The organism is Actinosynnema sp. NPDC059335, from assembly GCF_042752395.1.
Classification (GTDB): Bacteria; Actinomycetota; Actinomycetes; order Mycobacteriales; family Pseudonocardiaceae; genus Actinosynnema.
Map to the genome: position 1 here is coordinate 1 of NZ_JBHYXZ010000086.1, position 12,971 is coordinate 12,971.

At 72.4% G+C, this 12,971-nt stretch carries 11 protein-coding genes; 9 read left to right on the top strand and 2 right to left on the bottom strand.

From position 1 onward, the window contains the following. Positions 1–168: 168 nt before the first annotated feature. The gene (locus ACFXGA_RS24785; protein WP_378091551.1) at positions 169–1,686 is read right to left on the bottom strand and encodes an MFS transporter; all 1,518 of its coding nucleotides are present in this window, start codon (positions 1,684–1,686) and stop codon (positions 169–171) included. A gap of 366 nt (positions 1,687–2,052) precedes the next feature. On the opposite strand from ACFXGA_RS24785, the gene ACFXGA_RS24790 reads away from it, so the two are divergent. The 9 genes from ACFXGA_RS24790 to ACFXGA_RS24830 all read left to right on the top strand — a co-directional run bounded on the left by ACFXGA_RS24790 (position 2,053) and on the right by ACFXGA_RS24830 (position 12,168). Continuing rightward, on the top strand, positions 2,053–2,487 hold the full coding sequence (locus ACFXGA_RS24790; protein ID WP_378091553.1) for a hypothetical protein: 435 nt from the start codon (positions 2,053–2,055) through the stop codon (positions 2,485–2,487). Between the two features lie 28 nt (positions 2,488–2,515). Then, positions 2,516–3,343 (top strand): type 1 glutamine amidotransferase domain-containing protein, encoded by an 828-nt coding sequence (locus ACFXGA_RS24795; protein WP_378091555.1) that lies wholly within the window; start codon positions 2,516–2,518, stop codon positions 3,341–3,343. Between the two features lie 72 nt (positions 3,344–3,415). Next, on the top strand, positions 3,416–5,029 hold the full coding sequence (locus ACFXGA_RS24800; RefSeq protein WP_378091557.1) for a thiamine pyrophosphate-binding protein: 1,614 nt from the start codon (positions 3,416–3,418) through the stop codon (positions 5,027–5,029). Next, positions 5,026–5,799 (top strand): hypothetical protein, encoded by a 774-nt coding sequence (locus ACFXGA_RS24805; RefSeq protein WP_378091559.1) that lies wholly within the window; start codon positions 5,026–5,028, stop codon positions 5,797–5,799. Before ACFXGA_RS24800 ends, ACFXGA_RS24805 begins: the two co-directional genes overlap by 4 nt. Before the next feature lie 304 nt (positions 5,800–6,103). After that, the gene (locus ACFXGA_RS24810; RefSeq protein WP_378091561.1) at positions 6,104–6,712 is read left to right on the top strand and encodes a DJ-1/PfpI family protein; all 609 of its coding nucleotides are present in this window, start codon (positions 6,104–6,106) and stop codon (positions 6,710–6,712) included. Next, complete coding sequence (locus ACFXGA_RS24815) at positions 6,709–8,538, top strand: AGE family epimerase/isomerase (protein ID WP_378091563.1); 1,830 nt, start codon at positions 6,709–6,711, stop codon at positions 8,536–8,538. The genes ACFXGA_RS24810 and ACFXGA_RS24815 overlap by 4 nt, the downstream gene beginning before the upstream one ends. After that, a complete protein-coding gene (locus ACFXGA_RS24820; RefSeq protein ID WP_378091565.1) occupies positions 8,535–10,586 on the top strand; it encodes a glycogen debranching protein in 2,052 nt (683 codons plus the stop codon). The genes ACFXGA_RS24815 and ACFXGA_RS24820 overlap by 4 nt, the downstream gene beginning before the upstream one ends. Before the next feature lie 13 nt (positions 10,587–10,599). Next, complete coding sequence (locus tag ACFXGA_RS24825) at positions 10,600–10,908, top strand: STAS domain-containing protein (protein WP_378091567.1); 309 nt, start codon at positions 10,600–10,602, stop codon at positions 10,906–10,908. Positions 10,909–10,980: 72 nt separating this feature from the next. Further along, positions 10,981–12,168 carry an IS701 family transposase gene (locus ACFXGA_RS24830; RefSeq protein ID WP_378091569.1) on the top strand — a complete coding sequence of 396 codons (1,188 nt, stop codon included), beginning with the start codon at positions 10,981–10,983 and terminating at the stop codon, positions 12,166–12,168. A gap of 429 nt (positions 12,169–12,597) precedes the next feature. On the opposite strand, the gene ACFXGA_RS24835 is transcribed toward ACFXGA_RS24830, so the two are convergent. Beyond that, complete coding sequence (locus ACFXGA_RS24835) at positions 12,598–12,963, bottom strand: methylated-DNA--[protein]-cysteine S-methyltransferase (protein ID WP_378091615.1); 366 nt, start codon at positions 12,961–12,963, stop codon at positions 12,598–12,600. Positions 12,964–12,971: the final 8 nt, after the last annotated feature.

The following is a 12,971-nucleotide window of genomic DNA, read 5'->3' on the forward strand; positions in this document are numbered from 1 at the left end:
GCCCCCCCCCCCCGCCCCCCCGCCCCCCCCCGCGCCCCCCCCCCCCCCCCCCCCGGGCGCCCCCCGGGGGCCCCGCCCCGCGCCCCACGACCCCGCCCCCCCCCCCGACCCGTGCCCGCCCGGGGGGAGTGACGGGCACGGGGAGTCCCGCGCGGGACGAGCCCGCGGTCAGCCCGCCGCCGCGCGACGGCGGGACAGGCTCAGCCCGACCGCGCCGCCGACGACGGCGACGATCGTGGCGACGACCAGCGCGTAGCGGAAGCCCGACACCAGCGACGCCGGGTCGGCGTCCTCCAGCGCCACGCCCTCGCCGAGCAGGCCGCCGGTGACGCCCGCGGCGATGGCGGCGAACGCCGCCGCGCCCAGGGCCGCGCCGAGCTGCTGCGACGTGTTGAGCAGGCCGCCCGCGAGTCCCTGCTGGTGGTCGGGCACGCCCGCGGTGGCCGAGATGCTGATCACGACCACGGCCGCGACGTGGCCGAAGCCGATGATCGCGGTGCCCGCGATGATCAGCCAGATCGCGCCGGTGGCGGGCAGCACCGCGACCAGCGCCGTGCCGAGCGCCTGGAGCAGCAGGCCGCCGACCAGGGTGGCGGTCATGCCGATCCTCGCCGACAGCTTGGCCGTCACCATGCCCGCGACGACGGCGGTCGCGCCCAGCACGGCGAACGTCAGGCCGGTCTGCAGCGGGGTGAAGCCCTCGATGCCCTGCAGGTACAGGGTGAGCACGTAGGCGATGCCGACGAACGAGCCGATGATGAGGACGTTGATCAGGTTCGCGGTCAGCAGGACGCGCTGGGCGATCGCCTTCAGCGGCACGAGCGGGTGCTCGGTGCGCCGCTCCACGACGAGGAAGGCGACGAACAGCACGATCGACAGCACCAGGGCGACCAGCCAGCCGACGCCACCGTGCGTGATCGTGGACAGCGCGTAGACCATGCTGACCACCGAGCCGGTGATGGTGACCGCGCCGGGCACGTCCAGCTTGCGGGAGGTCGCCTCGCCGCGGCTCTCCTTGATCAACTTCGGCGCGAGCAGCGCCGCGCCCAGGCCGATGGGCACGTTGACGAAGAACACCCACCGCCAGTTCAGCAGGTCGGTGAGCACACCGCCCAGGATCACGCCGGAGGCGAAGCCGAAGGACAGCACCGCGCCGTAGACGCCGAGGGCGCGGTTGCGCTCGGGCCCCTCGGCGAACGACGTGGTCAGCAGGGACAGCGCGGCGGGCGCGACGACCGCGGCCGCGAGGCCCTGCGCGGCGCGCAGCAGCACGAGCTGGACGTCGTCCTGAGCGAAGCCCGCGACCAGCGACACGACGGCGAACGCGGCGAGCCCCGCGATGAACAGCCGGCGGCGTCCGTACAGGTCCGAGACCCGCCCGCCGAGCATGAGGAAACCGCCGAACGTGATCGCGTACGCGCTGATAATCCACTGCAGGCCGGTGGCCGAGAATTCCAGCTCGGACTGAATCACCGGCAGCGCCACGTTGGTGATGGAAAAGTCCAGGGCGATCATGAACTCGGCCAGGCACAGCAAGAGCAGGACCAGGCCGGCGTGCGGTTGCCGTCCGGGTGCGACCGACCCGGTGGGATCGGTCGTCGTGGTCGTGCCCGCGGTCGTCAGGTCGGGCGCGGTGGCGCCCGACGGTCCGTGCCCTGCCGCCGTCTGGTCGGCCGTGTGAGACAAAGTCGACTCCTCGATATAGCCGGCATTCACGCCGATGCGACCACTGTCCCGAGCCCGCAGACGGGTAGCCAGACCAGAGTCGGTCCTGTTAGCAGCACTACCAGGCTGAGCCGGCCGGCCGGGGCCCGCGGGCCGCCGCGGGCTCGACACCAGCACATTTACGACGGTACGAAAAACTTACCGTTACGAGTCCGCCAACAGCCCGCCCGCGCAATTCCGTCAAGTCCACCCAGTTGCACCGGCCGGCTTGCCCCAGCCCATCGGCGCGGATTGACTCGTGTCGTCAAAACGACACCAAAGATGTCCCGGCGGGTGACGGTCATCACGGTCCGTTCGCCACCGACGCCTTCATACGGGAGAAATGCAGTGGCAGCCACCCTCGACAATGATCTGATCAGCCGGTTCGTCGGCGACTGGTACCGCGCGCTCGACGAGCACGTCAGCGAGGACGAAGTTCTCGGATATCTCGTCGACACCAATCTGGAGATGACTTTCCCGGAAGGGAAGCTCACCTCGGTCGAGGAATTCCTGGGTTGGTACCGGACGGTCGTCAACCGATTTTTCGACGAGGTGCACGAGGTCACGGAAGTAACGTCGTCCATTCGCGGCGACGTGGCCGACGTGAAGGTGCGCGTGAATTGGCAGGCGCGCATCTGGAACCCGCCGGCGGCGACCAGCCAGTGGCTGGGCTTCGACGCCGACCAGACGTGGCAGGTCGTGCGCGACGACGCGGGGCGGCTGCGCATCCGCGCCTACGTCGTGGACGCCCTGCACCCGATGCCCGGCTCCGCCGAGCTGTGACCCACCCCCACAACCAGGGAGTAGAGAAGTGACCCGACGAGTTCTCGTGGTGCTGTCCGAGTACGGCTACTGGGGGGAGGAGCTGGTCGGTCCGCTGGAGGCGTTCGACGCCCGCGGCTACCAGGTCACCTTCGTCACCCCCACCGGCAAGCGCGCCCACGCCCTGCCGCCCAGCATGGACGCCGACTACATCGACCCGCCGCTGGGTCGCACGGTGACCACGCCGGAGATGGCCCGCGCGGTGCGCGCCCTGGACGAGTCCGACCGGCTGGACAACCCGCTCAGCCTGGCCGACCTCATCCCCGAGCGGCCCTACCACAGCTCCATCAACTTCCTGCGCGAGCTGGAGGCCTACCACCGCAACCTGCAGCCCGCGGTGGACGACCTGGTCGCGGCCTACGACGCGCTCGTGCTCGTCGGCGGCTCCGGCCCGCTGGTCGACATGGTCAACAACGAGCGCCTGCACGAGGTCGTCCTCGGCTTCCACGCCGCGGACAAGCCCATCCTCGCCGAGTGCTACGGCGTGACCGTGCTGGCCTTCGCCCGCGACTGGGAGTCCCGCCAGAGCATCATCTACGGCAAGCACGTCACGGGCCACCCGAAGGAGTACGACTACAAGGACGGCACCGGCTTCCTCGGCGTCGACTTCAACATGGGCCCGCCCCCGTTCCCGCTGGAGTACATCCTGCGCGACGCGACCGGCGCCTTCGGCGGCTTCCACGGCAACGTGGGCAAGGAGCTGTCGGTGATCGTGGACTACCCGTTCGTCACCGCGCGGTCCACTCCGGACTCCGCGCTGTCCGGTGAGCTGCTGGTGCAGACGCTGGAGAACGGCCTGCGCCGCTACGGCTGGTAAGGCGCCACGGGCGGTCGCGGCGCCGGTCCGCGCCGCGTCCGCCACCACACTGGGGAAGGTGGAACGAAGCACATGAGCAAACGACCGGGACGGGTCGCGATCTTCGAGCAGTTCGCGGCCGACGGTATCAAGTACATGTTCGGCAACCCCGGCACCGTCGAGCAGGGCCTGCTCGACGCCATGGGCGAGACCGACATGTCCTACGTGCTGGCGTTGCAGGAGAGCGTGGCCGTGGCGATGGCCGACGGGTACGCCCGCGCCTCGCAGCAGCCGGGCCTGGTGCAGCTGCACACGGGGGTGGGCCTGGGCAACGCGGTCGGCATGCTGTACCAGGCGAAGCGGGGCGGCTCGCCGCTGGTCGTGATCGCGGGCGACGCCGGCGTGCGCTACGACGCGATGGACGCGCAGATGGCCGTGGACCTGGTGGCCATGGCCGAGCCGGTGACGAAGTACGCCACCCGGGTCACCGACCCGGACTCGGTGCTGCGGGTGCTGCGCCGGGCCGTGAAGATCGCCATGACGCCGCCGCGGGGGCCGGTGTTCGTGGCGCTGCCCGCGGACGTGCTCGACGCGGTCACCGAGGAGCCCGCGCTGCCGACCGTGGTGCCGTCCACCCGCGTGCTGCCCGAGCCCGCGCTGGTGGCGCGGATGGCGTCGGTGCTGTCCGGCGGCAACCGGCCGCTGATCCTGATGGGCGACGGCGTGGCGACCAGCGGCGCGCAGCGCGAGCTGGCGACCGTGGCCCAGCTGCTGGGCGCGCGGGTGTACGGGGTGAACAACTCGGAGGTCAACCTCGACGCGGCCGACCCGTCGTACGCGGGGAACCTGGGCCACATGTTCGGCACCGACAGCGCGCGCGTCGTCGGTGACGCGGACCGCGTGCTCATCGTGGGCACGTACGTGTTCCCCGAGGTGTTCCCCACGCTGCACAACCCGTTCTCGGACCAGGCGAAGATCGTCCACATCGACCTCGACGGGTACGAGATCGCCAAGAACCACCCGGTGGACATCGGCGTGATCGCCGACCCGAAGCTCACGCTCGCGGCGCTGGCCGTGGAGCTGGGGCACCAGGGCGGCGCGCCCGCCGCGCCGGCGCGGGTGACCGGGCGGACGGCCCCCGTCGTGTCGTCGGGTCCGCCGAGCGTGCTGGAGCTGTTCACCGAACGGCTCGCGCAGCAGGCGCCGGGCGACCTGATCCTGTTCGACGAGGCGCTGACCGCGGGCGAGCCGCTGGGCAGGCACCTGCCCGCGCGCGAACCGGGCCGGTTCTTCCAGACCCGCGGCGGGTCGCTCGGGATCGGCATCCCCGGTGCGCTGGGGGCGAAGCTCGCGCGGCCCGACCAGTCGGTGGTGGCGTTCACCGGCGACGGCGGCAGCATGTACACGATCCAGGCGCTGTGGACGGCCGCCCGGTACGGGATCGACGCCAAGTTCGTGATCTGCAACAACGGCCGGTACCGGTTGCTGGACCACAACATCGACCAGTACTGGCGGGAGCAGGGCATCGAGCCGCACGCCCGGCCGAGCGCGTTCGACCTCACCACGCCTCCCATCGGGTTCACGCAGCTCGCCTCGTCGCTGGGGGTGCCGGGGCGGAGGGTGAGCCGGCTGCGCGAGGTGGACGGCGCGGTGGCCGAGATGCTGAGCCACCGCGGGCCGTTCCTGATCGACCTGGTGATCGAGTGAGCGGGCAGGGCGACCGGGGCCGGTTGCACCGCGCCGAGGTCGTGGCGCTGGTGCGGGACTGGCACGGCGCGCTGGAGCGGCACGCCGACGTGGAGCGGCTGCGGGAGATGCTGGTGCGGTCGGGGTTGCTGCTGCGGCTGCCCGGCGCGACCGTGCGGGACGGCGAGGAGTTCGCCCGGTGGTACCGGGGGTTGAACGACTCGTGCTTCGACCAGCGGCGGGACGTCGTCTCGGTGGCGGTCGAGCTGGTGTCGCCGCTGCACGCCGAGGTCACGGTGACGCTGAGGTGGGAGTCGCGGAGCTGGCGGGGACCCGCGCCGCGCAGCCGCTGGACCGGGTGCCTGATCACCGAGCAGTGGCTGGTGGTGCGCCAGGACGGCGCGCCGCGCATCCGCACCCTGATCACGCAGGCCGCCCAGCCGCTGCCGGGCTCTCCCCCGCCGGTCGCGGACACCCCGTCGACCGCGCGCACGGCCCGGCCGGCGGCCGGCTCCGGGTCGGAGGCGTACCCGGGACCGGCCGACACCGCGGTCGCGTCCGGCACGCGCCCGGCGGTCGGCTCCACGCCGATCCCGTACCCGCAACCGGCCGCCGCGTCGGCCGCACGCGGCACGCGGGGCATCGGCGGGCCGTCGGGTGCACGCAGCGGGCCGGCGGCAGTCGGCACCCCGGCCGGCGCGGACGGCGCGCGCCCGCCCGAGGACGCGGTGGTCCCGGGGCGCTCCTCGGACGCGGTGGACCAGGCGCGCGGCGAGCTGGTCACGAGCTGAGCACCGCCTGATCCACCGCCCCACCCGATCCACCTCCCCACCACCGGCGGCGCCGCGGCACTTCCGCGCGCGCCCGGTGTCACGCGGTGGGGGGGGGGGGGCCGCCCCCCCCCCCCCCCCCCCCCCCCCCCCGCCCGGCGGGCCCGCCCCCCCCCCCCCCCCCAACAAAACAAACCACGGGGGCTCGGCGTCCTTCCCGCTCGGGCCTGGTGTAGTGTGGGGGGGGGGGCCCCACCCACCCCCCACACCCACCGTGCCGCGACGAGGCGGCAGTCCACTTCGGACCACCCAGATGGAGAATCCCATGGACCTGAACGCTCCCGTCCTCCCCGGGCCGCTCGCCGGGCTGCGCATCGGCATCCTGATGGAGAGCGACTTCGTGGAGGCGGAGATCGCCTACTACCGCCTGCGGTTCGCCGAGGCGGGCGCCGAGGTGAAGCTCTACACCCGCCTGTGGGGCAACGAGTCGCTCACCTTCACCGGTCGCGAGCTCGGCGGCGAGATCAAGGTGGACGGCGACCTGGAGGCGCTGGACTACCACGAGCTGAACAGCCTGCACGCCCTCATCGTGCCCTCCGGCATGGTGTCGGACCGGCTGCGCTACAGCGAACGGCCCGGCGGCGTGGCGCCGGCGGTGCAGGTGATGCGCCGCGCGTTCCGCATCCCGCGGCTGCTGAAGGTGTTCTCCTGCCACGGCCTGTGGCTGATGTCGGCGGCGCCGGAGGTCATGGCCGGGCGCACGGTCACCTGCCACAACAACCTCGTCAGCGACGTGCGCAACATGGGCGCGATCTACTCCGACACCGACGTGGCGGTGGACCGCGACCTGATCAGCACCCGCACCGTCGAGCACTGCCACCTGCTCGCCCGCACGGTCATCGACCAGCTCTCGTCCAGGCTGGTGGCGGCGTGACGACGGCACCCGAACGCACCTACTCCGACCTCTACGGCGGGTACGTCGTCGAGTCGTCGGGCGACCGGTTGGTGCTGACCACGTTCGGCGGGGACCGCGAGGTCGTGCACCGCACGTCCGAGACCTCCGCCCAGCTCGTGCGCAACCTCGGCGAGCCCTACCGGGACGTCAACGGCCGGCTGGACGACATGCTGCGGCCGGGCGCGATGGTGTTCACCTTCGGCCCGATCTACCCCGAGCCGCGCCGCCAGCAGGCGGAGCGGATCTGGGTGGTCGCCGACGAGGCGGGCCGCCCGGTGTTCGACCGCCCCGACTGGTGGGTCGACCAGATCCGGTCGCTGGCCCGGTTCTACCGGCACGCGCAGTTCGGCGCGGGACCGGTGGACTTCGCCGACTACCGCACCGTGCTGCGGCTGGGCGGGGACAAGACCGACTCGCACGTGCAGGAGACCGACACGATCTCCCGCCTGGTCTACGGCATGGCCACCGCGTACATGCTGACCGGCGACGAGGCGCACCTGGAGGTCGCCGAGCGCGGCTCGGAGTACCTGCGCGACAACCTGCGCTTCGTGGACGAGACCGACGTCGGCCGCCTCGTGTACTGGTACCACGGGCTGGAGGTGGACGGCGGCAGGCAGCGCAAGCTGTTCGCGTCGGAGTTCAGCGACGACGAGCTGACCATCCCGGCCTACGAGCAGATCTACGCGCTCAGCGGCCTGGTGCAGACCTACCGGGTCACCGGCACGCCGTGGCTGCGCGACGACATCGAGGCGACGATCCGGCTGTTCGAGCGGCACTACGCGGACCCGCGCCTGGGCGGCTACTTCTCGCACATCGACCCGCTCACGCTGAGCCCGCACGCGGAATCCCTGGGGCGCAACAGGTCCCGGAAGAACTGGAACTCCGTCGGCGACCACGCCCCGGCCTACCTGTTCAACCTGTACCTGGCCACCGGCGACCAGCGCTACCTGCGGATGCTGGAGCACACGTTCGACATGATCGTGACCCACTTCCCCGACCGCGGCCCGGACGCGAGCCCGTTCGTGCGCGAGCGGTTCCACGCGGACTGGACGCCGGACAAGACGTGGGGGTGGCAGCAGGACCGCGCGGTGGTGGGGCACAACCTCAAGATCGCGTGGAACCTCACCCGGATGAACGCGTTGCGCCCCAAGAACGAGTACACCCGCACGGCCGCGCGGCTGGCCGCCACCATGCCGGGCGTGGGCCGCGACCCGCGCCGGGGCGGCTGGTACGACGTGCTGGAGCGGCAGGCCCGCGACGGGCGGCACGCGTTCGTCTGGCACGACCGCAAGGCGTGGTGGCAGCAGGAGCAGGCGATCCTGGCCTACCTGATCCTGGCCGGGTCCACCGGTGACGCGGAGTACCTGCGGCACGCGGCCGAGGCGGAGGCGTTCTACAACGCGTTCTTCCTCGACCACGACGACGGCGCGGTGTACTTCTCGGTGCAGGCGGCCGGTTCGCCGTACCTCTCCGGGCTGGAACGCCTCAAGGGCAACCACTCGATGAGCATGTACCACTCCGCGGAGCTGTGCTACCTCGCCACCGTCTACAACAGACTGCTGTGGCACCGCGAGCCGCTCGACCTGTGGTTCTCGCCCGACCCGGACGCGGCGTTCCCCGGCGACCTGCTGCGGGTCGCGCCGGACGCGCTGCCGCGCGGGCGCGTGGTGCTGGACCGCGTGCTGGTGGACGGCAGCCCCTACCGGGACTTCGACGCGGAGAAGATGACCGTGAAGCTGCCGGGGGGCGCGGCACGGCGCACCGTCCAGGTGCGGCTGCGGCCCCTGGGGGAGGACGAGCGGTGACCGTGACGGCGACGGGCCGCCTGGGCGGGCTCCGGCTCGTCCCGGGCAGCCCCACCCCGTTCGGGGCGACCCCGACGGCCGACGGCGTGAACTTCGCGGTCGCCGCGGCACGGGCCGACCGCGTGTGGCTGGTGCTGATGGACCGCGCGGACGGCTCCGTGCTGACCGAGCTGGAGTTCCCGCCGGCGTCCCGGGTGGGCGAGGTGTTCGCCGCGCACGCCGTCGGGCTGCGGCCCACCGACGCCGACTACGGGTTCCGGGTCGAGCGCCACGGCGAGCGCGGACCGGTCCTGCTCGACCCGGACGCCCGGCTGCTCGCGGGGGCCGGCGAGTGGGGGCAGCGGCCGCACTACCGGTCCCGCATCGCCACCCCGGACTTCGACTGGGGCGACGACCGGCCGCCGCGGGTGCCCACCGAGGACCTGGTCGTGTACGAGTTGCACGTGCGCGGCTTCACCCGGTCCGATTCGTCCGGAGTGGCCAGTCCGGGCACGTTCGCCGGGTTGGCGGAGAAGATCCCCTACCTGAAGTGGCTCGGCGTGAACTGCGTGGAGCTGATGCCGGTCTTCGAGTTCGACGAGACCGACAACGTCCACGTGCACCCGGAGACGGGCGTGCCGCTGCTCAACACCTGGGGCTACAGCCCGGTGGGCGTGTTCGCGCCGAAGGCGAACTACGCGGGCGGCGACCGGCCCGACCTGGAGCTGAAGGAGTTGGTGAAGCGGCTGCACGCGGCGGGCATCGAGGTGGTGCTGGACGTGGTGTTCAACCACACGTCCGAAGGCGACCACCGCGGACCGACGCTGTCGTTGCGCGGCTTGGACGAGTCGTCGTACTACCTGCTGGACGAATCGGGGCGGCACCTCAACTTCAGCGGCGCGGGCAACACGCTCAACGCCAACCACCCGCTGGTGCGGGACTGGGTGGTGCGCAGCCTGCGGCACTGGGTGCACGAGTACCACGTGGACGGGTTCCGCTTCGACCTCGCGTCCGTGCTGACCCGCGGCCGCGACGGCGCGCCGCTGGCCGACCCGCCGCTCGTGGCGGCGCTGGCCGCGGACCCGGTGCTGGCCGGCACCCGGCTCATCGCCGAGGCGTGGGACGCGGGCGGCCTCTACCAGGTCGGCGCGTTCCCGCACTACGGCCGGTGGATGGAGTGGAACGGTCGTTACCGGGACGCGCTGCGGGCGTTCCTGGTGGGCCGGGACGGGACCGCGGGCGACGTGGCCACCCGACTCGTGGGATCGCCGGACCTCTACAGCGGGCGCGGCGCCACCGCTTCGATCAACTTCGTGACCTGCCACGACGGGTTCACCTTGGCGGACTGGGCGTCGTACGACCACAAGCACAACGACCTCAACGGCGAGGACGGCCGCGACGGCGAGAACCACAACCTCAGCTGGAACGGCGGCGTGGAGGGCCCGACGGACGACCCGGACGTGCTCGCGGTGCGGGCCCGGCAGGTGCGCAACGCGCTGTTGTTGCTGCTCACGAGCCGGGGCGTGCCGATGCTGCTGGCCGGCGACGAGTTCGGCCGGTCCCAGGGCGGCAACAACAACGCCTACCCGCACGACGACCCGCGGACGTGGCTGGACTGGTCGCTGGTCGAGCGCAACCGGGAGCTGGTCGAGTTCACGAGGGCGTGCCTGCGGTTCCGCCGGGAGCACCCGGTGCTGCGGCGTGCCGAACACCCGCACGGCGAATCCACACCGGACGGTGACTACCCGCCGGTCAGCTGGCACGGTGAGCAGCCGTGGCAACCGGACTGGTCGGCGGGGTCGCACGTCGTGATCGCGATGATGCACGATCCGAATCCGAGGGGGGAGGGATTGTCGGATCGTTTGGATACTGTGGTCGTGGCCGCGAACTCCGGTTCCGAGGACAAGGTAGTGGCACTCCCCCAGCCACCCGCCGACAGCACGTGGCGAGTCTTCGCCAACACCGGTGCCGCCCAGCCGCTCGACGCATCGACGACGCTGCGCGACGGCCACGTCCTGCGCCTGCCCGCGCGGTCCGCGGCCGTGCTGTGGGCACACACACCGTCCTAGGAGGAGGGTTCAGATGAGCACGTCGGTCTACTCGGGGTCCAACGGCCGATCCACCACGATCCACCTGGCAGGCGAAGTGGACGACGAGGCGCTGCCCCGTCTGCGGGACCTGCTCGACGAGCTCGGCGGCCGCCAGGTGCGCCGCCTGGTCATCGAGATGCGCGAGGTCACCGGCCTGACGCCGGGGGCCGTCCGCGCCCTGGTCTACGCCCAGCAACGGCTGCCGGCGGGCGCCGAGGTCATCGTCGTCGGCGCGCGGCCGTCGGTGATGGCGGCGCTGGCGCTGGGCGGGTTGGGAGGTACCGCGACTCTGGCGAGCTAGTCGTGCCCGGAGCCCGGCGCGGCGGCAAGTTGGCGCGTTCGGGCCTAGACAAGACACTTGGGGGAGTTCCTGGTGGAGTTGCAGACGCATTTAGCCGGCGGTGCGCGAGCCTTCGTGCACCGGATGTTCCAGTCCATGCCGCGGGCGGACCAGCGGCGTTGGGCCGAGATCTACCTGTCCGGCCTGGTCAAGGCGACCGGGCGCAAGTCCATCAGCAAGATCGCCGAGCTGGCGGGCGGCGGTTCCGCCGTCCAGTCGCTGCAGCAGTTCGTCAACCAGAGCCCGTGGGACTGGCAGCCGGTGCGCGACGCGCTGGCGCTGTACCTCGCGGAGCGGTTGCCGGTGCGGGCTTGGTTGATCGGGTACGCGGTCATCCACAAGCGCGGCGACCACTCGGTCGGGGTCGAGCGCCGGTTCGTGCGTGACGCGGGACGCCTGGTCAACTGTCAACTGGGGTTGAGCCTGCAGCTGGACGTCGAGGAGACCGCCGTGCCGGTCAACTGGCGGTTGCTGCTGTCGAGGCGGTGGGTCGACGACGCGGAGCGGCGCCGTCGGACCCGCATCCCGGAGCACGAGGACGGGATGTGCGAGCGCGAGTACATGCTGGGGATGCTCGACGAGTTGACCGCGTTGCGGGTGCCGACCGCGCCGGTGGTGTTCGACGCCACGGACGTGCCCAACACGCTGCAGCTGCTCGATGACCTGACCGATCGCGGACTGGGGTACGTGATCGGCGTCAAAGGCGACGAACGCCTGTTGGCCGAGCCGCACCTGCGTGCGGTGATGGCGACCAGGCAGGCGGACCAGAGGGCCGCGCGGCGGGCGCTGAGCCCGTCGGAGATCCTCCGGGGCTGGCGGGACCACCCGTCGTCCCACCGCGTCTGGCCGCGGCTGACGGGGCGCGGCGCGGGCCGCGTCCAGGTCCGCGCGGCGTCGGCGCGGCTGGTCAACACCGAACGGCGGCAGGGCCCGCCGGTGCGGCTGGTGGCCGAGCGACCGCTGGGCAGCGCCACCCCGACGAGGTACTGGATCACCAACCTGGTGGACCGGCCGGTCCCGGAGCTGTTCGACCTGATCACCAGGAAGGACCGGGCGGACGCGAACGCGGCGCGGGACCCCTACGGCCTGCACGACTTCGAGGGCCGCAGCTACCAGGGTTGGCACCACCACATGACGATGGTGTCGGTGGCGCACGCGTACGCGCTGCTGACCGGCGAGGGCGCGACCGACTACCTGGAGTCGGAGAACGCCACGTCGTGACGGTGAACCCGGGCAGCCCGCCGCAAGCCGGCGGCGGGCTCCCGTCCACTTCGGACCCGCGAAGTCCCGGCCCGCGTCCCGGCCGAGGCTCGCGGTTCCGCGCGTCCACGGACCCGCCGCCGGGTTCACAGTTCCGGCCCACGGCCCACGGCCCACGGCCCACGAGTCCCGGCTCCCGGCTCCCGGCTCCCGGCTCCCGGCTCCCGGCTCCCGGGGCGGGCCTACCGGCTGCGCGCGGTGAGCGTGCCACGTGCCGGGTTCTGCGTGACCGGCCGATCCGGGCACAGGCGGTCATCCCGCGGCGAACCGGTCGGTTCCGGGCAGTCGTCGAGCCGGTCCGCGAACCCCGCGAACCGGCCCGTACCGGGCACACCGCCCGACCGCCTCACGCCGTCACCCGTCGCGGGGAACGCGCCGGGTCGCCCGTCCTCACCAGAGCAGGTCGCCGCGCTCGAAGCCGAGCAGCATCCGCTTGCGCTCGATCCCGCCGCCGTACCCGGTCAGACCGCCGGTCGAGCCGACGACCCGGTGGCACGGCACGATGATGCTGATCGGGTTCTTGCCGTTGGCCAACCCGACCGCGCGCGAGGCGGTCGGGCGGCCGATGCGGGCGGCCAGCTCGCCGTAGGTCATCGTCTCCCCGTGCGGGATCTCCTTGAGCGCGTCCCACACGGTCCGCTGGAACGGGGTGCCGGCCATCGACAGCGGCAGGTCGAACGCGGTCCGCTTGCCCGCGAAGTACTCCTCCAGCTGCGGGGCGACCCCCCCCAACCGGGGGTCGGCGCGGGGGCCCAAAGTGTCGA